Genomic DNA, 24,200 nt, shown 5'->3' with positions numbered 1-24,200 from the left:
GTCGTTGACCCGCGGCTACTGATCACCAGTCACCGATCTCCGATCACCTAAATCCCATGCACGATCCACGCATCGACAAGCTTGCCAATTTGCTCCTTGATCACAGCTGCCGGATCCAACCGGGTGAGCGGGTCGTCATCGAGGCCTTTGATTTGCCAGAGATGAACCTCGTCTGTGCGCTCGTCGAAGGCGCCGCGGAACGGGGGGCAATTCCGCTGGTCACCACGAAGAGCAACAAGGTGCTGCGGTCGCTCTACCGCACGGCGACCAAGGAGTCGATGGAAGCGGCCGCGAAGTTCGAGAAGGATCGCATGGATTCGGCTCAGGCCTACATCGGCATCCGCGGCGCCGCGAACAGCAGCCAGCAGGCCGACGTGCCGCAAGAGCGGATGGACCTCTACCAAAAGTATTGGTGGCACGCCGTCCACAGCGAGATCCGCGTCCCGAAGACCAAGTGGGTCGTGCTTCGTTATCCGACTGATTCGTTCGCCCAGGCGGCGAACATGAGCAGCTCGGCGTTCGAAGATTTTTACTTCAACGTTTGCACGACTGACTATGTCGCGATGCAAGAAGCCCAGCTGCCGCTGAAGAAGCGGATGGAAGCGGCGGACCGGGTGAAGATCACTGCCCCCGGAACCGAGCTAGAGTTTTCGATCAAGGACATTCCGGTGATTCCGTGCTTCGGCGAGCGAAACATCCCCGACGGCGAAGTCTTCACGGCGCCGGTGCGCGACAGCATCAATGGCGTCATCCGCTTCAACACGCAGTCGCGCTATCAGGGGACGGTGTTCAGCGATATCACGTTCGAATTCAAGAACGGCAAAATTGTGAAGGCGACCGCCAACAACACTGAGCGGATCAACGCCGTGCTCGACTCCGACGAAGGCGCCCGCTACTGCGGCGAGTGGTCGCTGGGGACGAACAACCGCGTTCGCCACCCGATGCTCGACACGCTGTTCGACGAAAAAATCGGCGGCAGCTTCCACCTGACGCCGGGCAACGCCTACGACATTGCCGACAACGGCAATCGCAGCCGCATCCACTGGGACCTGGTGCTGATTCAGCGCGAAGATTACGGCGGCGGCGAGATCTGGTTCGACGGTGAGTTGCTGCGGAAGGATGGGCGATTTGTGCCCGCGGATCTGCAGGGGCTCAACGAAGGGCTGTAACCGTCGCATCGCACCTAGCCCCGGGCTCCGCCCGGGGGTCGCGCTGCGTCACGTGCGACAATGCCCACCGGAATTGTGACCGACCCCCGGGCGGAGCCCGGGGCTAGTACGCCGCGATGTCCTCAGTAGCCGCTGAGAATGATTCGATCGAGCAACAGTGCCAGTGCTGCGCCGAGCGTCGCCGACGCGATGCAGCGCGGGCAGAATGTGCCGGCGCTAGCAATCGTCTGTTGTTGCTGCTTCCGTTGGTGGAGTGTGGAACGCAGCAGATCGGCTGCCATCGTTTCGCTCTTCCCCTCGCGATGAGCCCACGCAGCGACCTCTTTGTTCGACCGCGTCGAACAACTGTCCAGCAGTGATAAGTGGGAGAGATTCATCGCAGCGTCTCGTCAGCCATCCGGGCTCAACTGCGACATTGGAGGTGGCAATCGGCCCGCGGGTTCGCTGGCTGCCGAAAATCCTCGCGGTTCGGGTGCACTGGCCCCGAAGCAGATAACGCACTTCCAGCGAAATGCGGCACTTGTGAATTAATTCACAAGCGAGAATTACCCCTTTTTGTTGGCCGACCCTGCGGTTGAGTGGTACTGTTACTATTGGAACCGAGAGTAGGGGCTGCGCGGCGGAACCTCTTCTCTACACTCTTAGACGACGATTTGCGGTCGGGCGGCGCAAATCGCGGGAGCGGTGCGGAACATGACGCAAATCACGGCCCGCGACTGTATGGTGACTGAGGTGTATACCCTCACACCGTCGACCGATGTCATCGACGCGGTTCGATTTCTGTTGGAGCACGATATCTCGGGCGCTCCGGTCGTCGACCGTCACGATCGCTATCTGGGCGTCTTCAGCGAGAAGTGTTCGATGCACGTGATGCTCGATGCCGCGTATGAGCAGCTGCCGGTGCGCGACGTGCGGGCCTTCATGGATACTGAAGCCCAAACGATCAGTCCTGAGACCCATCTCCTATCAATCGCCCAAGTCTTCCTGCTGACGCCTTACCGACGGTTGCCAGTCGTGGAGGATGGGCGGCTGATCGGGCTGGTGACGCGCGGCGACGTGATGTCTTGCTGGATGGACCTCATTGACCAATTTCCAAGCGAATCACCCGAGACGACGCTGCTCTACTTCAGCTCGCTATTTGCGAGTGAAGAGGCCCCGCTGGCTTGAGTTGGGCTTCGTGGGAATCGCCTCCGAGGGACTTCTCGGCGGTATTCAAGCCGTTCAGCGAACGCGTTCGTTGCGGCTTCGCGCGAAGCGTGCGACGCCCCGGCGTGCGGTCTGATAAACCTTGACGGCGCTAGCGGTTCCACCTACCATAGCAGGGTAATCTCTCTGGCCGCCCTAGCTCTTGGCGCCTCTCTGATGTCGAGTTCAGCCCTGTTTTCCCGAGTAAATCGCACGTTGGCGCTGATCGCGCTGGCGTCGATTAGCGCGCTCGGAATCTTTGGGCACTCGCTTCACTCGCTGCTACCTTGCGGCGACGGCGCCTGCGGGATTCAGGCTGCGACCGCTGCGGAGCCCTGTTGTTGCTGTCATCATCACGCTGCTGAAGAAGTAGCTGCCGAAGGCCCGCGGGTGACGAAGCCTGGGCACGACGCTGAGAACTGCCCGCTCTGCACGCTGCTCGCCCAAATGAAGGTGAGCCGTCCGTCGCAAACTGTCGCGACGATTGAAACGGTTGCCGTCGAGCAGCCGATCACGCTCGTCGAAACGCTGCAGGTGCAGCAGTTCGACCTCTCTGCCGCGCCGCGCGGGCCGCCGCTGGCGTAACGAGCGCACTTCTTGCGCTCGGCGATTGCGCTCTCTTGCCAGTTGCTTATCCGCTTGGATTGGCTTCCACGTTCGTCGTATGCGCATTGCTGCGCGCCGCTGCGAGCGGGCGAGAGTTCCCTTCAGCATTGGTTCTCGCTCTGGATTTTCCAGCAAGGGGTCCATCGTGCGCGCACGGTCTGGATACGGATTTACGCTCGTAGAGCTATTGGTCGTCATCGCCATTATCGGCGTGTTGATTGCGTTGTTGCTGCCGGCGGTGCAAGCTGCCCGGGGCGCTGCGCGACGTTCGCAATGTGCGAACAATCAGCGGCAAATTGGCTTGGCGATCCATCAGTACGCCGACGTGCACCACGGGCGGTTTCCTGAAATCGCCCACGGTCACAGCGGTCACGAGGAGCCTGAAGACGCCTCCGATCCGCATGATCACGACGCGGAAGACGAGGTCGATTCGTGGGTCTATTCGCTCGCGCCGTACATGGAAAGCGTCGATGCGATCCGGCTCTGCCCGGAGGATCACGAGCGGCTTGAGAATACCAATGGGCGCGTCACCAGCTACGCGATGAGCGGCTATTTACAGGATCCGGCCAAGGCCTATCCGCCGTCGTCGCTGCCGCCGGGCGTCTCGCCGCCGGAGGGAATGTATGGAAGCCTTTTTGATCTCCCCGCGACCCACGCCACGATCATGATGTTCGAGGCGGGGATGACGGTGGAGGCGACCTTCGACCATGTCGAAGCTCCCGAGTGGTTCAGTGAGCAGAACCTCAAGCACAATGCGACCGATCGACTGGTCTGGAAGGCGGTCGAGCAGGAAGTGGCGGTGGACCGGCATACCGGCGCCGTCGCCAACTATCTCTACGCCGACGGGCACGTGAAAGCGCTCGCGTCGGAGGAGATCGCCCAGTGGTGCGACGAAGGTTTTGATTTTGCCAAACCGCCGGAATAACGGTCGGGCAATCAGGCAAGTTCTGAGCGTGCAATCGCCGCCGCAGTTTGGTTGCGGCTTCTAGAGTCCGTGCGCAAGCGCCGCTACATAGTCGCTGCGCTCGGCGTCCTATTTTTCAACGCGCTTCACCCCGCGAACGGGATCGGTGCGCGCATGCGCACCGCGGGCGGGGAGTGGGCGCCGTTGAACTCACTCACTTGCATTATTCAACATTGGAATTGCTAACCATGAAACTTTCTTACCTGTCTCTTTCTTGCCTGTTGGCTTTTGGTGCTTTCTCGATCTCGTCGAACGCCGCTTATGCTCACAGCGACGCGCTGCTGACGAACGTCGGCGGCCAGGTCGGCGTCGGCACGGCGTCGGACATCGACGGCCCCGACGAAGCGTTTGGGCTTCACGCCGACGTCTTCGAGGCCATTTTACGTTCTGGCTTCGCTCCGCCGACGCCGGCTGATTTTGAAGGGGACGAGCCTGGCTTCTTCGGTCTGCATGGCGTTAACGACGCCGCCAAGCTGGCCGCGCTCGGCGCCTCGGCGCTCCCTCCCGGCGCTGCGGTGACGGGAAGCATCACGACGTTCACCGTCAACGGTGCGAGCGACTCGCTGTTCTACTGGAACGGCGTCGGCGCCGTCGATTTTCAGCCGATCAGCGCGGCTCAACCGGGCGTGACATTTGCGTTCAGCCCCGCAGCGTTCGGCGCTACCGGACCGAATGGCGCGCTCGACGATCACCCGATCTACCAGATCAACCATCCGACCGGCACGCCCGCCGACGGCGTGTATCTCACAGCGCCGACGATCGGCGTCGCGGGGCTGAGCGAGTCGCGGCCATTCTATATGGCGTTTCTCGTTGATGCATTGATCACGGGGGAGGATGAACAGGAACTCGTCGAAGCGGCGCTCGAAGGGTTGGAAGAAGGAACAACGCCCGGCGCGCTCGTCGACTTCGGCGGCGGCGCGACGAAAGATTTTGCCTTCTACGAAACCAGCGTCGCATGGGTCGAGGGGAATCTCGTGGTGCCGGAACCGGCTACCGCTTCGCTTGGCGCGTTGAGCTTCTTCGTGTTGCTCGCAGCACGCCGAAAGCGGTAACGCGCGGATTGCGCTGGTTTGGTTTGGGCTGCAGCCTCTCGGCACATGCCGAAGGCTGCAGCCGCAAGCCGCGACGAACGCTGATTACTGCTAATCAATCACTCCAACGCCGCTACGGCGAAAGCGTTTCTTATGTTTTACTTACCTATCAGTACGACAATACGAAGCCGTGCTCGCGGCGTCGCGCTTGCACTCACGATAGCCGCCGTGATGGCTGGCAGCGCCGGCGCGCAACATGCCGACGTTTTGGTTCAAACGCTCGGCAATCGCCTGGCGACCGGCAACGCTGATTTCGATTCAGGGGCATGGACTCTCGGCCGGCGCGTCTATCCATCGGAGTTTGGCAGCAACTGGTCGGTTAACAATCCCGGCTTCAACGCTCTCGCGGCGAACTCGCCCTCGATGCCTGTCGGCGCTAGTCGTTTGCCGGGCAATACGTCGCTCACATGGGACTTCATGCCAATGAAGATCGGCGGCGTGCTGCAGAACGCGTTTTATTGGGATGGCGTCGGATCGACCGTGGCGGCCGTCGACTTTGGCGTCTTGCCTGGGCCTGAGTACGAGATTGCTCTCTACGGGCGCAACGCGCCGGTCGCGGTCGATGGCGCCCCGTCGCTCGTCGCGGGCGACGTGATCGACGTTACGAGCAGCAGCGGTGCACTTCATTCGCACCGTTACTTCTATCTTGACTCGGGCAACCAGAATACCGCGAGCTCGCCGGCCGACGGAATATACCTGCTATCGCTGCGGATGAAGATGAACGGCTACGATCCGTCGCAACCAATCTATATGGTGCTCGGTACGCCTGGTTCGACGCTGGCCGCGTTGCAAGCGGCCGAGTCGTGGGTGAATGCTTGGGCTGATGAGCTCGCGCCTGACTTCGACGCCGACTTCAACGGCGATTGGGTTGTCGACGGCAGCGATTTTCTTGTTTGGCAGCGGAACTTTGGCGCGACGAACGCGCGGTTGGCGCTCGGCGACGCTGATCGCGACGGAATCGTCGGCGCTGGCGACCTCGCGGTGTGGCGCGACGAGTTTGGGTTGTCGATCGATTCGTTTCCGGGGGCGGTGAATGGGACGCTGCCGACGCCGGCGGTAAGTGTCATTCCCGAGCCCGGCAGCGCGGTGCTTTTCTTGCTGGGCTTCTCAATGCTCGCCCGCTGCACACGAACCAGAGCGAAACGTCGGGCGTCACTGGCATCTTGCTAATGAGATATGGTGAGCATGTACCCAATTCCGCACTGGCAAGATGCCAGTGGCACCCCAACTAAATCTTTGAGTTTCTTGAGTAGCGAACATTCTTGATGTCCAGCACCTCGACAACTCGATCAACGGCGTTCGCGCTGCTGACCCTCATCGGGTGCGTCGGCGGTTTGGGCTCAGGGCTCCACGCGCTCGTCCACCAATTCGGCGGCTACGCCCATTGCTATTGGCATGCAGTACAATGTCGGCATGAACCCCCACTGCCTGGCGCGCAGGAGGGAGTCAGCGCGGAGAGCCGTGAAACCTCAGGCTTCGCTGCAAATACGGCGAAAGGCCATGGCGAGTGCCCGATCTGCACACTGCTTGATCGCTACCACGCACCGCCAGCTACTCCCCACGCAACTTGCACGGCAGCGCTCCTTCACGCCGCCGTGATCTCGGTTGAACCTCGTCTGCCTCACTCCGCGCCTTGCCGGGCGCACCGCCCGCGCGGCCCTCCTCGTAGTGTCTGAGCGGTCTCTCGCCGCTCGCTCCAGCTGCAGTTCTTCCTTTAGCGGCAAATGTCGCAACGCGCCGATTGGCAAGAAGAACGGCAGCCCTACGCGCACGCTGCGCCGACCTTACTGGCTTGGCGACCGCGGTCGCGCGTTCACTGAAGACGCCATCTTTTTGAATTCATCATTTACGAGGTACTGAATAATGAAGTTTTTGTCTCGAATCGCCGCCAGCGCTGCAGCGCTAGCGATGATCTCTTTGTCGGCTGTCGCGGCGCACGCGGCGCAGCACAACTACTACGTCACCGTCGACGGGCGGCCGACGCTCACGTCGGGAACATACGCGGGGCAGGCCAATCCGAACAGCGGGCGGCTCACCTTATTGTACGGGCACTGGAACGATGCGACGCCATCGTCGAATCACTTCCACGGCCTCGGCATCTACTCGTTGACGGGCTCGGCAGACGCGCCGACGGTGACTGATACCAACGCGAACAACCGGCTCCCTGAGACCTACACGGCGCAAGCGCCGTTAACGCTCAAGGCGGGCGCCGGGGCTTACGCCGGCAAGTTGGTAAGCGGAGAGAATGGCGAGCACTATAGCGACCTGACGCTCGTCTCGATCCACGACCTCCAAGTGGCGGCGATGGCGAATCCGACGAGTCCTGAGGGGTACATGTACAACAGCAACGCTGGGTACACGAACACTCCGCTGGCTGGGCTCAATCTGGCGATGGAGATTGTTTCGATCTCGCCGGGGCTCAACCTGGGCGCTGCCGGATTGAAGCAGCCGGGCGACCGGTTGGCGATTGGCGGCGAAGGAAGCTGGCCGTTCGAACCATTCTTCTGGACCGACGGCAACGCGGCGGCAGGAAACTACTCCGCGGCGCTGAGACTCGTCGATCAGGCGAACGGGTTTGGCTCGTCCGGCACGTTCAACGTCGACTTCACTGTCGTTCCCGAACCGGCCAGCGTCGGCATGGCGCTAATTGCCGGCCTGGGGTTCGTCGTGGCGACCTATCGGTTCCGTCGCAGTAAGTAGCACGTAACATCGACGCGTCGGCCCGCTGCTCGCGACGGGCCGACGCGATTTCTTTAAAGTCGACCGGCTCTGCCGGTGGACGGAGTAGGTTAGAGATTGCGGGCAATTCGTCCACCGGCGGAGCCGGTGGCTTTTATCGAACGTTGCGGGGCGAAGCGGGCGACTCTAGCCCGTTTCGGCGAAGTTTGTTACTCTATCGGCGTCGGCGAGATCGATCCGCCGACTCTCTTCTCCCGCGACGACACTTACCGGGCAGGCCGATGACCACAGCCATTGCAGGGGTTGCTCCCGCCACCGAGCGCGAAGTCACGATCATGTCGGTGTGGCCGTCGATTGCTTCGACGGCGTACGGTCGCTGGTGGGGACGGCGGTTCGAAAGCGAAATCGGCTTCTCCTTCTTGGGAATTCCGCTGACGCTCGGCCGGTTGATGGCCCTCGTCTCAATCCCGTTCATCTTGCCCGCCTACTTTCACATGCTGATCCCGCGGATTCCGTTTGTGATTGCGGGAATCCCGAACGGCGCCTGCCGCCGTTATCGGTTGACGAACAAGCGGGTGATTGTCGAGCTCCCTTTCGGCGGGGGCGAACAGCAGGCCGTGTCGCTCGATCGCTTCGACTCGGTAACGCTCGAAGTTGTGCCGGGGCAGGGGTGGTATCCCGCGGGCGATCTCATCTTCCGCAACGGCCAGATCGAAACGCTCCGCCTGAGCGGCGTCCCGCATCCTGAGCCTTTCCGGCAAACCTGCCTCAAGGCGCATCAGATATACGTCGGCGTGCAAAAAGCCCGCGCGATGGGCGTGGCGGTTTAGTCCCGGGCTCCGCCCGAGGGTGAGTCTCTATTCCATTAGGCATCGCCTTAGGTGCTGCAACCCCCGGGCGAAGCCCGGGGCTAGGGATGCCGTCGCGTTACCGCGCCACGCTTCCGATTGTAGCGAACGCGAAATCGCTGCCGAAGTCGCGAGCCGCGCGCATCGTGCCGAATGAGCCCGCCGGCAAAGTTTGGCGCCGGCGCCGCTGTCGCGATCGTCCGAAGAACTTTCTGTTCCGCATTCTCGGTGCGGAGGGGGAGTCAACCTTCGGAGAACTCCATGCGCAACGCGTCGGTGTGCCTGTTTGCAGCGTTGGCCATATACCTGTCGGCGACGCCTACGTTGCGAGCCGAAGAAGCTCCCCACGCCGCAGCTCTTACCACATCGGCGAAGCCGCTACTGCGGCATGGCATCTTCCGTTTCACGAGTTATCCTGCCGCTTGGACGGCCGCCCAGGAGTCGAACCGGCCAATCTTGTTGTACGCGACGGCGCCGAACTGCCCTCACTGCGTGCGGATGATCAAAGAGACCTACGGCGCCGCAAGCGTCAAGCAACTCGCCGTCGAGTCGTTTGAGACGGTTTACGTTGACCGGGCCGAGCAGCCCGAACTCGCTGCGAAGCTGAAGATTCGCTACTTCCCGTCGACGATCATCGTCGCGCCGAACAACGAAGTTCTCGACGTCGTCGAGGGCTACGTCGACGCGGCGGCGCTGAAGCAGCGTATGCAAACGTCGTTCGCGGCGCACGAGCGCTCGACGCGGAAATAACGCGTTCAGCCTGTCTAGACCAGCGTCACTTCGCGGCGGTGCGATTCATCTAGTTGCCGCACGCAGTTCGGCGCTTCGAGATCGACCTCAAACGTAATCGGGTACTTGTACCCCTGCGGAGCGGGCGGCTTGAGGCCTGGCACGCGACGGCAAACTCGCAGCGCGAACTCCTTCAGAGCTGGGCGCCAACCTTCCAGCTCAGTCCGCCGCCAAGTGCCGCCCAGCAAGTTGCGGAAGTGGCGGTTGGCCAGGAAGACGTTGTTTCGGCGCGCGGCCCGCGGCGTCATGTGCTCGGTCGAGAGCGAGACGTTCAGCCCCTCGGTGTTCACGACGCGATGGGGCGTATGCTGCGGCCAGGTGATCATTTCGCCCGGTTCGAGATCGTGGACGACGGCCAACTCGTCCCATTCGCTCCGGAAGTCGAGCTCTTCGCTCTTCTCGCCGCACAGGACGCCTTCGATCGTTTCGTCGCTGACGATGCTCGATTCGAGCGGGTAGGCCCAGACGCGCTTCTTCCCGCGGAGATGCCAGAGCATGTTCGCCGGGCAGTCGAGATGGTAATACACCATCGCCTCAGGCGCGGAGATCAGCAGGTTCGCGGAGTGATTAAACGTTTCGAGCCCGGGGCAGGCCTCTTCGAGGTTGTCGTAGAGCGCGAGAACGAGTTCGGCGTATTCGGGGTGGTGGTCCATCACGCGGCGAACATTGAGCCAAATGCGGCCCTTGCGAGCGGCTTCCAGGAGTTCAGCGGCGTTGAGGTTGCCGGCGCGACCTTCCTGCCAATCACTGCGGCGGGTCGGGTTCGTCCCCATCGTGTTGATGCCGAGGTCGCGACGCGGGTGGCGGTCGAGCAGGTCTATCAACTGGTCGTCGCCGAACAGATCAAGCTGGTTGAGCCGATGCTGCGCGACGAAGATGTTCCGCTCCATGCGGGCGGCTTGTTCGGGGGTCCAATTCTCGAGCAGCTTGAAGTTGTTGGCCATCCGGAGATTCCCGCGTGCGAGGAGCGACGAATCGCCGCTCCCCACGGAGGCGTCGCGTCGTCCTGAAAGCGTAGGTCGCTCCTGCGGGAGAAGACGACGACGCCGGGAATAACGGAAATCCGCCGTCGGGTCGCAAAGGAGAGCAATTCGTCCAGCCGTTACAACCTGACTGAAGACTCGCTACCGGGATTCGTTCTGTCAGCATGCCTACTGGAAGATTCGCTTCACCGCGGCAGTACCGCGGGCTGCAATGGCGGTCTCGATGGCCGCCAGCGCGTCAGGTGGCAGCCGCCAACCCATCACCGAGGCAGTTTCTTCGATCTGCCACGCCCGCTTCGCCCCGCACAGAGCCGAAGTAATGCCTGGCTGGCTGATCGTCCAGTTGATGACGACTTCCGCCACCGTACGACCGACGTTCGCGGCGATATCGCGGAGCGACTCGACGAACGCTTGGTTGCGTTCAAACTCGTTCCCTTGGTACATCGGGTAGCTCTTGCGGTTGTCATCGTCGGCGAGCTTTGTTTCCGTGCCGATCTTACCGGCGAGCAGGCCTTTCATCAGCGGCCAATAGGCGGTTACTGAAATCCCTTCAGCCAAGCACCACGGGATGGTCGCCTGCTCGATGTCGCGCTGCAGCATGTTGTACGGGAGTTGCACGGCACTTAGTGGGCAGACCGCGTGGAACTCCTGCAGTTGCTCAAGCGTGCAATTCGACGCACCGGCCGTGCGAGTTTTGCCGGCGTCTACTAGACGTTGAATGGCTGCGGCCGATTCCACGAGCGGCACGTTCGGATCGGGGGAGTGGAGGTAGTAAAGTTCCACATGCTCGACGCCTAGTCGCTGCAGACTTTCTTCGCATTCCCGCGCGATCGTGGAGGGCGAGGCATCTTTGGCTTGCTTGCCCGCGGCGTCGTAGTGGATGCCCCCTTTGGTGGCGATGACGACTTCGTCGCGTCGCAGGCCCTCGAGGGCCTGGCGAATGAGATTCTCGCTCTCGCCGTGGGCCCCGTAGCAGTAGGCGGTGTCGATAAAGTTGACGCCTGCGGCCAGGCTGGCGCGAATCGTCGCAATGCTGTCTGCATCGTTGACGTCGAGGGACGTGACCCCAGCGATCGGCCAGCAGCCTAGAGAGACCGACGAAACCTCGATGTCGGTCCGTCCCAAACGTCGGCGATCAGAGGCAGTGTCGAATGGGGGAACGGGCATCGTAAACTCGCTTGGTTGATCGCTGTCATTTGAAGTGCTGGCAACGGTCCAAGATATCTTCATCGACTCCCCATTGGCAAATGGGGCCCACTCCGCGGGCCTTGTCGCTCGTGCTGTAGGCAATGCGACGAAATTGCCGCCAAGAAGCGACGAATCGCCCTGTTTTGCCGACTCGGCGTCTAGGGGATTGGTCTTGACGTACCTGCGTGAGCATTCGCTACACTCCCGTCGATTTTTTAGATGCATGCGGCGCCATCGCTCCGCCGACGCCGTTCCCTATATCATCCTGGCGACTCAACTTATGAGTTTGCAGCTCATCCTGCTCAGTGTGGAAGCCGACGCAGAGTCGGGACGCGCCTCGATGGCGCTCGGCTACTTCGCGTTCATCATTCTGTTTGCCGTCGCAGCGTTGAAGTGCAGCGCTCTTTTGGCACGGCCGCAGACCCACAAACTGTGCGTTGGGGCACTGACGACGCTCCTGCTGACCTTCACTCTATCGTTGATTTCGGCCGCGTTGAGAAACCTGCTGGAGCTACCCCCCTGGATGGGCGTGGCGTCGTTTCTGCTGTGTTCGGCCGGCCTCGTCAGCACGCTTGTGATGGCGATCATCGGCCTAATCGACTACCGTCGCCGCTCAGACTTGTTCAACCAAGGCCGCGTTCAGGCGTGGTTCGCCTTCGGCATCGCGTTGGTCCCTGCTTGCCTGGTGACGATTGGATTTGCACGAGGTTTCATTGAAGGCGCTCGTGCGGCCATGGAACGGAACGCGAGCCGATATGCGGAACGTGAATCCGATTCGAATGCCGGCGACTTTGCCGCACAATCACCAGATACAGGCGAGCGCTCAGAACAATCAGGCGTGAAAATTGACTCTGCGGTGCAGCCGGCGGCCCACGAGGCCGTCGCGCCTCGACCCCGTTCCGACGGGACGCAGCATTTCGACGATCTCAATTTCGAATTCACGCCGCCTGACGAGGGCTGGATCAAACTGCACGCCGCGAGCGTGAGCGCTGATGCGAACGTGGCCTACACCAGCAAGGCGCCGCAAGTCATTTTCTTCGTCATTGCCGAGCAAATTGGCGTCGACGTCGACGTCACCGTCGATGCATTGCTAGAAGTGGTGAAGGCGAATCTATACGCGAGCTTTGAAGAAGTCGAATTCGAGAACGCCGTTTCTCAAACGGTCGGCGGGATCGAAGGCGTCAGCGTCACAGCCACGTACACGAAGGGCGTCGTCGAACATCGTCGCGCGATGTGGCTTGGCGCTCGCGGCGGTTTTCTCTACCAACTGATTACCACCGGAAGAGAGAAGTACGCGGAACAGCTGGACTCGCGACACGACGCGATGCTGGCCGGCTTTCGCGTTTTGGATCGCGATGCAGTCGTCTACTCCGAAGGCAAGACGCCGTTAACAAACTACGCATCGTCGCATTACGGCTATCGTGTTGATTTGAGCGGAGCGCCGTGGTTGAAGGCCTCGGCAGATGACGATCTGCTCCCCGCCGCCGAAGTTGCGGCGACGCTCAAGGGCCGAGCGGCGTTCGCCGTTGTACCGCTAGTCCTGCCCTATGACGGCGCGACCGTCGAAGATGCGTCGTCGGCGCTCGCCAGCGTGTTGATCGAAGGCTTTGACGTGGATCGTTGCACCGACTTCACCTCGACTCCCGCCAAGAATTCAGTGGAGGAAGTGCGTTTTCGCTACGTCAGATCGTCGACGGCCGGCGTAACGATCGAGAACCGCTTTCGCATTCTCCGGCAAGGCCGACGCGCCGTGATGGCCGTCGGCTGGGCGGCCGCCGACGAAACTGAGCTACTGGCGGAGATTGATCAGGCTCTGGGAACCTTGCAACTGGACGAAGCTGGCCAGGCGAACAACGACGACGGCGAAGAGCAACAGCGATTTTGGCGCGGCATGGCGGTGAATCGGCTGGGGATGAAAGCGTTCGACCGGCAAGACTTAACCGCTGCGTTGGCATGCTTCGAGGAAGCGATCAAACTCCAGCCGAAATATCCCACGGCTTTGATCAACTATGCGCACATTCTCGCCGAGAGCGGTAAGCCAGAGCAGGCCGTCGCTGAGCTGGAAAAACGGATCGACCAGTACGAGGACAAAACACGCCTGCGAGAGAAGTACGCCGAAATGTTGCTCGAAACGGGCGATGAGCAACGCTGTTGCGAAACGCTGCAGCAACTTCTTGCCGAAGGACATCGGAGCGAAGAGACGTTGCTGGTTCTCGTCGGCGTGCAGATGGGGAACGAAGAGTACGAGGCGGCGCTTGCCGCCGTCGACGGTTATCTAGCGGGCGGGCCGAGTCCGCAGGCCACGCAAATTAAAGCCGCCTTGCTTTCAAAGCTGGGGAAGCATGACGAATCCATCGCGATCTTAGAGGAGATTCGCAAGTCGCGACCGCGCGACGTCTCGGCAGTGATTGGTCTGGCAGTAGCCTATCATGAAGCGAAGCGGTTCGATGAAGCGCTGCAGCTGACGCAAGAGCTTCTCGACACGGGTAAGCCTACAGAAAGCATTCACCTCCTGCGGGGCCGCTGTCAAATTGGCTTGAAGCTCTATCAGGAAGCGAAAGAATCTTTCGAGGCTGCGCAGGCCCTCAACCCGCGCAGCGAGGATGCGAAGGAGTGGATCGCGGTGGCGTCCAGCATGCTTGGGCAGGGGAACAACTCGCTCGTTAAGACCCCGATCGACCCGGTGCCGCTACCGGCTGAGATCGCGGGACGGCTCACGCAAATCCCAGCCAACGATGCCGCCGCCGGGACGTTCGGCGCGTATGAAAAGTTCCGCGTCGTCGGCTACGAATATCGCCGTGGCGAGCGGTGGCGCTCGACGACGTACCGGCAGATCAAGATCGTCGGCCAAGAGGGCGTCGATCGCTTCTCAACGCTGACCGTGACGTTTAATCCCCTCGGCGAACGCGTTTTCGTCAATCGGCTGGCCGTCTACGACGCGGCCGGCAAGCTCGCCGCTGAGGGAAACGCCGGCGACTACTACGTTGCCGCCGACTCGCAGAGCGAACTTGCCACTGGCGACAACACGCTGACGATTCCGATCCCTCAGTTGCAGCCAGGCAGCACGTTGGAGTTCACTTATACACGCGAGAGTTTCGGAGTCGAGGAATTTGGCTACGAGAACGTCATGCTCACGTCGTCGATCCCGGTGCAAGCCGCGGCGGCATTCGTCGTCGGCGACGTGGACAAGTTGGCCTACACCTCAAGCGGCCCCGAGCCGCGTCAGAGCGCCGACGGCGGACTGTTCTGGGGGATGAGCGACCCGCCGGTCTACGTTGACGAGTCGTCTCAGCCTCCCGTCGCCGAGTTCTTGCCGGTGATCCACCTCACTGACGCAGGGCAGGAGTGGAACGTGCTGGGAGACGAATACGCTGAGCAGATCGCCGACCGTCTAAAGCCAGACGCCATTGCTGCGGCCAAAGCCACGGAATTAACGCAGGGAATCGCCGGACGGGACGAGAAGATCGCAGTGCTTACACGCTTCGTGCAGAAGCAGCTGAACTATCAAGGGCTGGAGTTCGGCGTCCGCGGTCTCATGCCGAACACAGCTGCTAAGTCGCTGGAAAACGGCTACGGCGACTGCAAAGACCATTCGGTGTTGCTGAAGCAGCTCCTCGACGCGGCCGGCATCCCAGCGCAGGTTGCAATTGTTAATTCCAGCGGCGACGTCGACGGGCGGCTCCCCTCGGCTTCGCAATTTGACCACATGATCGTTTCGATTCCCGGCCCCGATGGCAGCGACGTTGGCCGAACATTCGTCGATTGCACGGCTAAGTATTCCGACCCCCGTCAGGTCACCGCTGATGAATTCAACGGGCGTCTGGCGTTGCTGATTGAGTCGGGCGCGTCGCGTCTCGTGCCGATCGCGCCTAGGACGACGCTCGCCTCAGAGATTCGTTGCGGGCGCGAAGTGACGATCGTTTGCGACGAGCCGGAACGTGAGACGGCGGACGCCGTAGTCAGGGAACAGGTGCAGTTCAGTTCGACGCCCGCCGGAACCCTCCGCTCGATCTTGATCGGGATGCAGCCGCGCGATCGCAAGGAAGCGATCTCGCGACTGATCTCCGATCACGGCGATGTCGAGGTGACTCGGTTGGAAGTGGTTAATCTGGAAGATCCTGCGGCGCCGCTGATTCTCCAGCTTGAGTACCGGATGGACAACGTATTTCACCGCGTGGGCGACGGCGGATCGCCGCTTTCCGGCCGGCTCGTAAGCCCATGGGAAACTTGGGTGACGACGGCCTACGCGATGAATGAACGGCTGACTCCATTCCGCACGACGGGAGCGGCGATCGTCGGCTCGACTCGCTACGTGCTGCCGTCAGGTTTTACGCTCGATCGTGGTTTAGAGTCCGTCGAATCGCCGCCATCAAATAGTTTCGTCACTTGGCGAGTGGAAGCAAATCCTGCGGACGGCACGACGCTGCTCCACGTCGATCGCCGTTCGGGGAGTCATCCGGCGTCAGCGTTTGCTTCCTGCTCTGCTGAGGCGAAGCAGTTTCTCGACCGCCTCAGGCGACCAATTGCGATTCGCGAGATTTCCTCGACGGCGCAGGCGCCGGGTGACTCAACCGTGCGTTGAACTCGCCCAAGCGGCCGCGTCTTCGCCGTCGAGCCGCAGCGTGAGGCACTTAGCGCTGCCGCCTGCTTTGACGAACTCGCCCAGCGGAGTTTCGACCGGCATGAAGCCGGCGTTTCGCAATTGTTCGTGGAGGTGCGGGCAGCCGATGTTCGTCACGACGGTCTTCCCGACGACGACCGCATTGCAGGCGAAACTACGGGCTTCCTCCGCCTCCACGGCGATGAGCGTCGGCACGTTGGCGGCGAGAACGCGCTGGCCATAGTCGTCGAATGCCCCAGGGTAGTAAATCGCTGAGTCTGCCGTGAGTGGGCAAAAGCAGGTATCGAGGTGGTAGTAGTACGAGTCGATGAGTTCCAGCGGCAACACGCGGACTCCGAGCAGTTCGGCAATCTGCTGATGCCCGAGCGCGTCGCTCCGCTGGCGATACCCGGCGAAGAGCGTATCGCCGCAAAACAGGGCGTCGCCGGCGCCCTCGAAGCTGAACCGGTTTGGCGTTTCGAGCACTTCGAACCCATCCGCAGCGAGCCACCGGCGAAAATGCTCTTCCTCGCCTTGCCGCTGCAGATGCTTAAAGTGCGAAATGACCGCCTTCCGACCGAAAACCATCGCCGCGTTGGCGGTGAAGACTAGATCGGGCAGGCCGTCGACGGGGGCGAGTTCCTCAATCGTCGCGCCCGCCGCGACCAAGTGGCCGCGCAAGGCTCGCCACTGCTCCTGAGCGAGCGGATGGTCGGCCTGCCGCTCAGTGTTCATCCACGGATTGATCTCGTAGTGAATGCCGTAATGAGTCGGCGGACACATCAAGATACGAGGCGATGACATGGCAGGCTCGAGAATAAAAGCCACCGGCTCCGCCGGTGGACGGAGCGGTGGAAGCTCGCTTGGTAGTTCGTCCACCGGCAGAGCCGGGGGCTTTCATGGGGAGGTGCGACGAACCGCTAGGCCGTCGCTGCTTCCTCCAACTTCCGCACTTCTGCAACGAGCGCCCGCAGGAATGGCTCGACGTCGGTGACGAGGCCCACTGTTTGAAAGCTCCCGCGGTCGTTCAGCTTGATGACGGTCGACGGGTTGATATCAACGCAGACGACCTTCACCACCGCCGGCAGCAAGTTGCCGACGGCAACGGAGTGGAGCGTCGTGGCCACCATTAAGCAGAAAGAAACGTCCTTCACCATCGCCCGCATGATCCGCTGGCATTCGAGGGCGTCGGTCACCACGTCGGGCAGCGGTCCATCGTCGCGGATGCTTCCCGACAGGTGGAACTGCACGTCGTTCTTGATGCATTCGTACATGATGCCGCTGCGGAGCGTGCCCGCTTCGACGGCGGCGGCAATCGAACCGGCGCGGCGGATGCGGTTGATCGACCGCAAATGATGCTCGTGGCCCGCGTCGACGCTCGTCCCTTCGTTCAGATTGACGCCGAGACTCGTGCCGAAGAGCGATTGCTCGATGTCGTGCGTGGCCAGCGCGTTGCCAGCGAACAGTTTGTGGAGATAGCCGTCGCGCAGCAGTTCGCACACTAGCGGCCCACTGCCGGTGTGGACGATTGCCGGTCCGCCGACCAACAGCGACTTCTTCCCATCGCGGCGATTTTCAAACAGCTGCCGCGCGATCTCGCGGATGACCACGCCTTTGGGCTTCTCGGTCGAGACGGCGCTGTTCATAAAGCCGAACGCATGGCCTTGCTCTTGCCGCTCGAGCGGAAAGACCCGCGTGCCGACGTGCCCGACGACGACCTTCATCCCGCGCTTCACCTCGGTCATCGGCAAGCAGCGGCAGGTGATCGAGCGATCATCGACGACCACGCCGCAGTCCATTTCCTGGTCGCCGACTTCGATCCAGTGCCCGCCGAGCCGAATCTCGCTCCTCTGATTAGTCGTGCTGTAGAAGCCTTCGGGAAAGGCCCCGTCCATGTCGGCCTCGACCAGCCGTGCGTCGCCGCCGTGGACCGCAACGGCACCATGGTCGGCAATCTGAGCGATGATCGCCTGCAGGGCTTCTTCACTTGCGGCGCGGACCTCGATGCGGGCAAAGCTCGGATCGCTCCGGTCGTGCCCGATGGCGACGTCTTTGATCGTGAACTCGCCCCCAGCGGCGGTGATGCCGTCGAGGACTTTGGGCAAAATGAGGCTGTCGATGATATGGCCCCGCACTTCGACGTCTTCCACGGCGGTGAACGTGGATTTCTGGGACGACGAGACCAGACCTGGATTCGACACGGCGGAAACCTCCATTCGAACCGACAAGGGGGACTTCTGTAGGTATTCTAGGCGTCGACGAGGCTGGCGGCCCGCCAGAATGCCGGTTGGGCAAAGTTGGCCGGCGGGGCCGTTCGACGCAGATTACGGCGAGTCCTATTCGCCTTGCTGACAACACTTTATATTGTTTGCAGAGGCTCGGCAGACGTTGCCACGCCTTTCCCAGAGGCCCATCGCGCGCCTCCGGCCCCCACGTGCGGGCTGTCACCATTTTCATCGACGTAGCAGATGGACCAAAACCAGAATTCCTCTTCCTGGGACGACCTCATCAAGGAGATCGGCGCCGCCCCGGCCCCCGACGCGTTGGAGCGGAAACGCCCCGCGATCGAAACGACCGTCATCCCGCCGACGATCGTCGCCGCTCCGCCGAAGGCGAAGCCGAGCGATTGGGGGGGCCTGGCCTCGCAATTGGGCATCGAAGTTCCGCCGGAACCAGAGCCCGTTGCCAAGCCGCAGCCCAAAGCGAAGGCCGAACCACCGGCGAAGGCAGAGCCCAAGCCGCAGCCGAAGGCTGAACCGAAAGCTAAGGCTGAGCCAAAGCCAAAGCGCGAATCGAAGCGGGCTCCACGGGCCGAAGTCGAAGAGCCTCGGCACGAGCCGACGCCGGGCGAACTCGAATCGAGCTTCGCGGGCATCGAGCCGCTGGAATCGAGCTTCGTGGAGATCATCGAAGAAGAGATCGTCTCGGTAGAGTTTAGCGACGACGATTCGGATTTAGCTGATGAGTTCGCCTCGCGGCTTGGCGACGATTCACTCTCCGGCGAAGCGGCCCGCAACGCGTTTGACGCTTTGTTCGAGGGGACGTTCGCTCCGCCGGCTCCGCGCCCGCCCCGCCCGCCGCGCACTCCCCGGGTTCGCGAAGAGGGTCGCCGCGGTCCGCGCTGGCGAGAGGAAGGCGATGACGACGAAGCCCCCGTATCGCGTTCCGTCGAGGACGAACTCGATCCGCTGGAAGGCGCCGGCGACGACGACGAAGATGAAGTCGCCGATGAGAGCGAAGTGGCTGCCGAAGAGACCGAAGGCGCGGCTAGCGAAGACGGGGATCGCCCACGTCGCCGTCGCCGTCGTCGTCGCGGCGGTCGTGGCCGCACCCGCGAAGGCCGCAGCGACGAACCGCGCCAGGAACACGATGCCGAGGATTCCGAGTCGGATTCAGATGAAGAACTGACCGACGGCGTTGAGCCTGCCGAGCAAGATGAAGACGAGGCGCCAGCCGAGGCTGCCGAGGGTGATCGCCCGCGTCGCCGTCGCCGCCGTCGCCGTCGCGGCGGTTCGAGTGAAGGCTCCGAAGAACGTCCCGCTGCCGCTCGCAAGCCTCGTCCTGCTTCGCGCCGTGACGAGGAGAGCGATGGCGAGGAGGAGCATGACGAAGAGGCGGAGCACGACGATGACGACTTCGCTCCCGTCACCCGTTCGCGTGACGATGACGACGAAGATGATGACGACGATGACATGCCGCAAATGTCGCACAAGAACATCCCGACTTGGTCGGAGGCGATCGGCGTGATGGTCGATCTGAACCTGCAGTCGCGGAAGGATTCGCCGTCACGGCCCGGCGGTCCCGGCGGCGGTCGCGAACGTGGCGGACGAGGTCGCGGACGTGGCCGCGGTCGCGGACGCAGTAGTTCGTAAGTCGAAGTTATTGCAGTAAAACAAGCGGCGGCGCCGTCGTTGGGATCGTCTCAACGACGGCGTTCGCGCGTTTCAGGCGTTCAATTCAACTAATACATGGAAGAGGTCGCCGCATGAACGCGGGTTCCCACACCATCGTTGGACAGGTCGTCGACATTGCCGGTCGGAAGATCGCCGCAGCGGAAGTGAGCGTCGTCGACGGACGAATCGCCGCGATCACGCCGACGAAGCAGCCAGCCGCGACGTTCCTCTTGCCGGGGTTCGTTGACGCCCACGTCCATGTCGAGAGTTCGATGCTCGTGCCGAGTGAGTTTGCCCGCGCGGCCGTCGTCCACGGCACCGTCGCCACGGTGAGCGATCCGCACGAAATCGGCAACGTGCTCGGCGTGGCCGGCGTCCACTACATGCTGGAGAACGCCTCGCACGTCCCGTTCAAGTTCTACTTTGGCGCCCCCTCGTGCGTCCCGGCGACGACGTTCGAAACGGCCGGCGCGACGATCACAGTCGCCGAAGTCGAGCAGTTGCTCGACGATCCGCGGATCGTCTACCTCAGCGAGATGATGAACTTCCCGGGCATTTTGTTCGGCGATCCCGACTGCCTAGCGAAGGTCCGGGCCGCCCACGCTCGCAACAAGCCGGTCGACGGCCACGCCCCGGGCCTCCGAGGCGCCGATGCGGCCAAGTACATCTCTGCCGGAATCACGACCGACCACGAGTGTTTTACAAAAGAGGAAGCGCTCGACAAGATCGCCGCGGGCTGCAAGATTTCGATCCGCGAAGGCTCGGCGGCGCGGAACTTCGACGCCCTTTACACGCTCATCGGCGAGCACCCGGCGATGGCGATGCTCTGCAGCGACGACAAGCACCCTGACGAGTTGCTCGTCAGTCACATCAACGCATTGGTCCGCCGCGCCGTGGAACGCGGCATCGACGTCTTCGATGCGCTGCAGGCAGCGTGCGTGAACCCCGTAACGCATTACGGGCTGAACGTCGGCCAACTTCGCGTTGGCGATCCGGCCGACTTTATCGAGGTCGATTCGCTCACCGAGTTCAACGTGAAGCGGACCTGGATCGACGGCAAACTCGTCGCGGAGAATGGCAAAACGCTGATTCCGCGTGTCGAACCAAAAGCCGTCAATCACTTCACGGCGACGCATGTGCAGCCCGAGCAATTCGTCGTGAAGGCGCACGCGGGAACAAAGCTGCAAGTGATTGAGGCACTCGATGGCCAGCTAATCACCAACCGCTTGGAGTTTGAGCCGTTGGCCGTGGAGGGCGTCGTCGTCAGCGATCCGACGCGAGACTTGCTCAAACTGGTCGTCGTCAATCGATACACGAAGGCGGCGCCGGCGATTGCGTTCATCAAGAACTTCGGGCTGCAAAGTGGCGCCATGGCGTCTAGCGTGGCCCATGATTCGCACAATGTAATCGCCGTCGGCGTGAGCGACGACGACATCGCCGCGGCGGTCAACGCCGTAATGGATGCGGGGGGCGGACTGGCGGCGGTAAACCACGTGCAGGGCGATCATTGGGTGCTGCCGCTGCCGGTGGCGGGGCTGATGGCGACCGGCACGTGCGCCGAGGTGGGGCACGCCTACCAGGAACTCGACGCCGCGGTAAAACGCTGGGGCTCGACGCTCCGGGCGCCCTACATGACGCTGTCGTTTATGGCGCTGCTGGTGATTCCCGCCCTAAAACTCAGCGACAAGGGCCTATTCGACGGCGGCAAATTCGAATTCACGCCGCTGTTGGCTTAGTGGCGTAAGATTAACCACAAAGGCTCTAAGGCACGAAGCGAAGCCACGAAGAAGTTGCACAAAGAGTTGTTGCCTGCGCATCAGCTCTTACGGATGGGACTGCCTAACCGCTGATGAACGCTAGCGTCAGTTCACGGTGCTGCAGTTAGCGAAGTCCTTCGTGCTTTCCTTTGCGTCATAGTGCCGTCGTGGTTAATCCTCATTGAAGTAAGTCCAAGCCAAGAGAATGCCGATGGACCCGTTTCTGCAAGCCGCGATCGACGAAGCGAAGCAAGGGCTCGCCGAGGGAGGCATCCCGATCGGTTCGGTGCTGGTGATCGACGGCGAGATCGTCGGCCGCGGCCACAATCGCCGCGTGCAAAAGGGAAGCGCGATCCTCCACGCCGAGATGGACTGCCTGGAAAACGCTGGCCGGCTTCCCGCGCGGGACTACCAACGCGCCGTGTTATACTCGACGCTGTCGCCGTGCGACATGTGCAGCGGCACGGCGCTGCTGTACGGCATCCCGCGCGTGGTGATCGGCGAGAACCGGACCTTTCAGGGGCCCGAAGAGTACGTGCGGTCGCGGGGCGTGACGCTGGAGATTGTCGACGACTCGACGTGCGTACAATTAATGCGCGACTTCATCGCCGCCAGGCCGGAACTTTGGAACGAAGACATCGGCGTTTAGTTTGAAGGGGTCGGGGACGTTTTGCCACTGGCGTCTTGCCACGCAAAGTCAGCTCTCTAGTGGCAAAACGTCCCCAACCCTGTTAACGCTTCCACCATCAGTGCCAGTAATGCTCCTCTCTCCCCGCATCCGCCTCAAACCGCTAGCCACGCTTTGCCGGCGATTGGCGTTCGCCACCAGCGCGGGGATCGAAGATCGCAAGATCTGGCGCGATGAAGCCGCCCGCAGCCGCGGACGCGAACAGGTGGCCCTGCAAGAGGTGGCTGACCAACTGTCCCGCGGCGTATCAATCAGCGACGCCCTCGCCCTGAGCGACGGTTACCTGCCGCGGATGTTCAAGCAGATCGTCGCCATCGGTGATACGAGCGGTCGGCTCGATCACGCTTACAAGAGGCTGGCTGAACATTACGAGCATGCTCAAACAGCGAAGCGGTCGCTGCAAACGGCGCTCGCGTGGCCGATGATTCAGCTCTTCATCGCGTTGGCGGTCGTTGGGATCGTGATCTGGATTTCCGGAGCGTTGGGGCTTCAGAACCTGGACGGCGAGCCGCTCGACTTGTTCGGGCTGGGGATCTCAGGCTCGTCGGGTCTCGTGCTGTACGCCGGGGGTATTGCAGTCACGATAGCTGCCGTGTTTTTGGCGATTGAAGCCGGCCGGCGTGGTGTTTTCTGGACTCGCCAGCTACAGCGATGGTTGCTGAGCGTTCCCGCGCTCGGCGAGGCGCTCCGAACGCTCGCGCTCGCACGATTCACCTGGGCGTTGCAACTGATTCTCGACACCTCGATGGATCTGCGCAAAGCGCTGCCGCTCGCGCTCGATGCGTCTGGGAACGACTACTACCGCGGACTGGGGCCGCAAGTGGCGAGTAACATCCAAAACGGGATGTCGCTCCACTCAGCACTCGCTGAGACGAACGCTTTCCCGAGTGACTTGCTAGAGTCGATCGCCATCGGCGAGCAGACCGGCATGATGTCGGAAACGATGGAGCGGCTCTCGAAAGAGTATCAACGCCGTTCGAACACGGCGATCAGCATTATCGGCCAGACGATCGGCTACGTCGTGTGGGCGGTGGTGATCGTGCTGATTGTCATCCTCATCTTCCGCGCCGCTGGCATGTACATTGGAATGATCAACCAAGCGGCGAGTCCGGACTTCATGAAGTAGGGCGATGTGGCTCCCGAACGCTTACTCCTTCAGCACCATATCGATGCACAGCACCGCCGCGAGAATGAGCTTGCGGATCGCCGATTCGGGCGGGATGTTGTTCGCTACGTCGAGCGCGTAGCTGTCGGCCGTCGTGAACATCTCCTTATGGATGCCGGCCCACTTCTTGCTAACGCGGGCCAACTCGACGCCGTTCGCGGTGAACTTAAACTCCCAGCCCGTCCACTTGCCCTTGAGCTCACAGACGGTCTGGCCATTTTCGTCGTGCACATTGAAGGCGCCGCCAATGGAAAAGAGCTTCTGCTCGAAGCCGCCCAGCAGGCTTCCTTGGCCGTCGTAGACCTTCACTTTCGAGAGGAATAATGAAAAGCCGCGAACGACCTTCACGACGAGGTCACCTTGCATGTCGGTGACGTGGATATCGAACGGCGTCATGCGGCGATAGTCGGTGAAGCGCATCGCCTGCGTCAGCCAGCTGAGGTGCGGCTCGCGGCACTCAAGCACCATCTCGCCCGAATCGAGGTCGTAGATGTCGTAGTTGCTGGCCGCTTTGAATAAGCCGAGGTGTTCTTTGACGATCAGTTGATCTGCAGTATCCCAAGCCATGGAGGGTCCTTCGACGAGAATGTGGCGC

General features: G+C 61.8%; 19 protein-coding genes and 1 pseudogene. 14 read left to right on the top strand and 6 right to left on the bottom strand.

Translation table 11 applies throughout. The features are described from left to right. Positions 1 to 56 precede the first annotated feature (56 nt). On the top strand, positions 57 to 1,169 hold the full coding sequence (locus ACQY7R_RS04855; protein ID WP_428304465.1) for an aminopeptidase: 1,113 nt from the start codon (positions 57 to 59) through the stop codon (positions 1,167 to 1,169). Positions 1,170 to 1,291: 122 nt separating this feature from the next. Here ACQY7R_RS04855 and ACQY7R_RS04850 read toward each other — a convergent pair whose 3' ends face one another. Continuing rightward, on the bottom strand, positions 1,292 to 1,546 hold the full coding sequence (locus tag ACQY7R_RS04850) for a hypothetical protein (RefSeq protein WP_428304464.1): 255 nt from the start codon (positions 1,544 to 1,546) through the stop codon (positions 1,292 to 1,294). A gap of 316 nt (positions 1,547 to 1,862) precedes the next feature. Between ACQY7R_RS04850 and ACQY7R_RS04845 the strand changes: the two genes are divergently transcribed. The 8 genes and pseudogenes from ACQY7R_RS04845 (at position 1,863) to ACQY7R_RS04810 (ending at position 9,292) form a co-directional block, all read left to right on the top strand. Continuing rightward, the gene (locus ACQY7R_RS04845) at positions 1,863 to 2,336 is read left to right on the top strand and encodes a CBS domain-containing protein (protein WP_428304463.1); all 474 of its coding nucleotides are present in this window, start codon (positions 1,863 to 1,865) and stop codon (positions 2,334 to 2,336) included. Between the two features lie 195 nt (positions 2,337 to 2,531). Further along, complete coding sequence (locus ACQY7R_RS04840) at positions 2,532 to 2,939, top strand: hypothetical protein (RefSeq protein WP_428304462.1); 408 nt, start codon at positions 2,532 to 2,534, stop codon at positions 2,937 to 2,939. A gap of 163 nt (positions 2,940 to 3,102) precedes the next feature. Beyond that, positions 3,103 to 3,423, top strand: a pseudogene (locus ACQY7R_RS04835) (DUF1559 domain-containing protein); the annotation flags it as partial. A 689-nt stretch (positions 3,424 to 4,112) separates the two neighbouring features. Then, positions 4,113 to 4,976 carry a hypothetical protein gene (locus ACQY7R_RS04830; protein ID WP_428304461.1) on the top strand — a complete coding sequence of 288 codons (864 nt, stop codon included), beginning with the start codon at positions 4,113 to 4,115 and terminating at the stop codon, positions 4,974 to 4,976. A gap of 210 nt (positions 4,977 to 5,186) precedes the next feature. Continuing rightward, positions 5,187 to 6,185 carry a hypothetical protein gene (locus tag ACQY7R_RS04825; RefSeq protein ID WP_428304460.1) on the top strand — a complete coding sequence of 333 codons (999 nt, stop codon included), beginning with the start codon at positions 5,187 to 5,189 and terminating at the stop codon, positions 6,183 to 6,185. A gap of 693 nt (positions 6,186 to 6,878) precedes the next feature. After that, entirely contained in the window at positions 6,879 to 7,715 is an 837-nt protein-coding gene (locus ACQY7R_RS04820) for an all3515 family Zur-repressed PEP-CTERM protein (protein ID WP_428304459.1), read from the top strand. 260 nt (positions 7,716 to 7,975) lie between these two features. Then, the gene (locus tag ACQY7R_RS04815; protein ID WP_428304458.1) at positions 7,976 to 8,524 is read left to right on the top strand and encodes a PH domain-containing protein; all 549 of its coding nucleotides are present in this window, start codon (positions 7,976 to 7,978) and stop codon (positions 8,522 to 8,524) included. 279 nt (positions 8,525 to 8,803) lie between these two features. Further along, positions 8,804 to 9,292, top strand: a complete 489-nt coding sequence (locus ACQY7R_RS04810) for a thioredoxin fold domain-containing protein (RefSeq protein ID WP_428304457.1) — start codon at positions 8,804 to 8,806, stop codon at positions 9,290 to 9,292. Positions 9,293 to 9,306: 14 nt separating this feature from the next. Here ACQY7R_RS04810 and ACQY7R_RS04805 read toward each other — a convergent pair whose 3' ends face one another. Both ACQY7R_RS04805 and ACQY7R_RS04800 read right to left on the bottom strand, forming a co-directional pair. Then, positions 9,307 to 10,275 carry a hypothetical protein gene (locus tag ACQY7R_RS04805; protein WP_428304456.1) on the bottom strand — a complete coding sequence of 323 codons (969 nt, stop codon included), beginning with the start codon at positions 10,273 to 10,275 and terminating at the stop codon, positions 9,307 to 9,309. 207 nt (positions 10,276 to 10,482) lie between these two features. Then, positions 10,483 to 11,481, bottom strand: coding sequence for an aldo/keto reductase (locus ACQY7R_RS04800; RefSeq protein ID WP_428304455.1), 999 nt, complete (start codon positions 11,479 to 11,481; stop codon positions 10,483 to 10,485). Between the two features lie 301 nt (positions 11,482 to 11,782). Between ACQY7R_RS04800 and ACQY7R_RS04795 the strand changes: the two genes are divergently transcribed. Then, positions 11,783 to 16,084 (top strand): tetratricopeptide repeat protein, encoded by a 4,302-nt coding sequence (locus ACQY7R_RS04795; protein ID WP_428304454.1) that lies wholly within the window; start codon positions 11,783 to 11,785, stop codon positions 16,082 to 16,084. On the opposite strand, the gene ACQY7R_RS04790 is transcribed toward ACQY7R_RS04795, so the two are convergent. Together ACQY7R_RS04790 and ACQY7R_RS04785 are read right to left on the bottom strand one after the other, a co-directional pair. Continuing rightward, the gene (locus ACQY7R_RS04790) at positions 16,070 to 16,906 is read right to left on the bottom strand and encodes a dimethylarginine dimethylaminohydrolase family protein (protein WP_428304453.1); all 837 of its coding nucleotides are present in this window, start codon (positions 16,904 to 16,906) and stop codon (positions 16,070 to 16,072) included. The two genes, ACQY7R_RS04795 and ACQY7R_RS04790, sit on opposite strands and share 15 nt — an antisense overlap. 116 nt (positions 16,907 to 17,022) lie before the next feature. Next, positions 17,023 to 18,303: a TIGR00300 family protein gene (locus ACQY7R_RS04785; protein ID WP_428304452.1), complete on the bottom strand. Its 1,281-nt coding sequence runs from the start codon at positions 18,301 to 18,303 to the stop codon at positions 17,023 to 17,025. 267 nt (positions 18,304 to 18,570) lie between these two features. Here ACQY7R_RS04785 and ACQY7R_RS04780 point away from each other — a divergent pair, with 267 nt between their 5' ends. The 4 genes from ACQY7R_RS04780 (at position 18,571) to ACQY7R_RS04765 (ending at position 23,566) form a co-directional block, all read left to right on the top strand. Then, positions 18,571 to 19,974, top strand: coding sequence for a hypothetical protein (locus ACQY7R_RS04780; protein WP_428304451.1), 1,404 nt, complete (start codon positions 18,571 to 18,573; stop codon positions 19,972 to 19,974). Between the two features lie 113 nt (positions 19,975 to 20,087). Continuing rightward, on the top strand, positions 20,088 to 21,731 hold the full coding sequence (ade, locus tag ACQY7R_RS04775; protein ID WP_428304450.1) for an adenine deaminase: 1,644 nt from the start codon (positions 20,088 to 20,090) through the stop codon (positions 21,729 to 21,731). Between the two features lie 232 nt (positions 21,732 to 21,963). Continuing rightward, positions 21,964 to 22,401, top strand: a complete 438-nt coding sequence (locus tag ACQY7R_RS04770; protein WP_428304449.1) for a nucleoside deaminase — start codon at positions 21,964 to 21,966, stop codon at positions 22,399 to 22,401. Positions 22,402 to 22,510: 109 nt separating this feature from the next. Then, on the top strand, positions 22,511 to 23,566 hold the full coding sequence (locus tag ACQY7R_RS04765) for a type II secretion system F family protein (RefSeq protein WP_428304448.1): 1,056 nt from the start codon (positions 22,511 to 22,513) through the stop codon (positions 23,564 to 23,566). 21 nt (positions 23,567 to 23,587) lie between these two features. On the opposite strand, the gene ACQY7R_RS04760 is transcribed toward ACQY7R_RS04765, so the two are convergent. Beyond that, positions 23,588 to 24,172, bottom strand: coding sequence for a phospholipid scramblase-related protein (locus tag ACQY7R_RS04760; RefSeq protein WP_428304447.1), 585 nt, complete (start codon positions 24,170 to 24,172; stop codon positions 23,588 to 23,590). Positions 24,173 to 24,200 lie beyond the last annotated feature (28 nt).

Origin of the sequence: Lacipirellula sp., assembly GCF_965279485.1 — a bacterium.
Taxonomy (GTDB): Bacteria; Planctomycetota; Planctomycetia; order Pirellulales; family Lacipirellulaceae; genus Lacipirellula.
Note: the sequence above shows the minus strand (reverse complement) of the source record. Positions and strands in the feature narration are given on the sequence as shown.

Bases quoted from the DNA above. Each gene is read 5' to 3' on its own strand.
- ACQY7R_RS04855 (WP_428304465.1), top strand. From the start codon at position 57: ATGCACGATCCACGCATCGACAAGCTTGCCAATTTGCTCCTTGATCAC.
- ACQY7R_RS04850 (WP_428304464.1), bottom strand. From the start codon at position 1,546: ATGAATCTCTCCCACTTATCACTGCTGGACAGTTGTTCGACGCGGTCG.
- ACQY7R_RS04845 (WP_428304463.1), top strand. From the start codon at position 1,863: ATGACGCAAATCACGGCCCGCGACTGTATGGTGACTGAGGTGTATACC.
- ACQY7R_RS04840 (WP_428304462.1), top strand. From the start codon at position 2,532: ATGTCGAGTTCAGCCCTGTTTTCCCGAGTAAATCGCACGTTGGCGCTG.
- ACQY7R_RS04830 (WP_428304461.1), top strand. From the start codon at position 4,113: ATGAAACTTTCTTACCTGTCTCTTTCTTGCCTGTTGGCTTTTGGTGCT.
- ACQY7R_RS04825 (WP_428304460.1), top strand. From the start codon at position 5,187: ATGGCTGGCAGCGCCGGCGCGCAACATGCCGACGTTTTGGTTCAAACG.
- ACQY7R_RS04820 (WP_428304459.1), top strand. From the start codon at position 6,879: ATGAAGTTTTTGTCTCGAATCGCCGCCAGCGCTGCAGCGCTAGCGATG.
- ACQY7R_RS04815 (WP_428304458.1), top strand. From the start codon at position 7,976: ATGACCACAGCCATTGCAGGGGTTGCTCCCGCCACCGAGCGCGAAGTC.
- ACQY7R_RS04810 (WP_428304457.1), top strand. From the start codon at position 8,804: ATGCGCAACGCGTCGGTGTGCCTGTTTGCAGCGTTGGCCATATACCTG.
- ACQY7R_RS04805 (WP_428304456.1), bottom strand. From the start codon at position 10,275: ATGGCCAACAACTTCAAGCTGCTCGAGAATTGGACCCCCGAACAAGCC.
- ACQY7R_RS04800 (WP_428304455.1), bottom strand. From the start codon at position 11,481: ATGCCCGTTCCCCCATTCGACACTGCCTCTGATCGCCGACGTTTGGGA.
- ACQY7R_RS04795 (WP_428304454.1), top strand. From the start codon at position 11,783: ATGAGTTTGCAGCTCATCCTGCTCAGTGTGGAAGCCGACGCAGAGTCG.
- ACQY7R_RS04790 (WP_428304453.1), bottom strand. From the start codon at position 16,906: ATGTCATCGCCTCGTATCTTGATGTGTCCGCCGACTCATTACGGCATT.
- ACQY7R_RS04780 (WP_428304451.1), top strand. From the start codon at position 18,571: ATGGACCAAAACCAGAATTCCTCTTCCTGGGACGACCTCATCAAGGAG.
- ade (WP_428304450.1), top strand. From the start codon at position 20,088: ATGAACGCGGGTTCCCACACCATCGTTGGACAGGTCGTCGACATTGCC.
- ACQY7R_RS04770 (WP_428304449.1), top strand. From the start codon at position 21,964: ATGGACCCGTTTCTGCAAGCCGCGATCGACGAAGCGAAGCAAGGGCTC.
- ACQY7R_RS04765 (WP_428304448.1), top strand. From the start codon at position 22,511: ATGCTCCTCTCTCCCCGCATCCGCCTCAAACCGCTAGCCACGCTTTGC.
- ACQY7R_RS04760 (WP_428304447.1), bottom strand. From the start codon at position 24,172: ATGGCTTGGGATACTGCAGATCAACTGATCGTCAAAGAACACCTCGGC.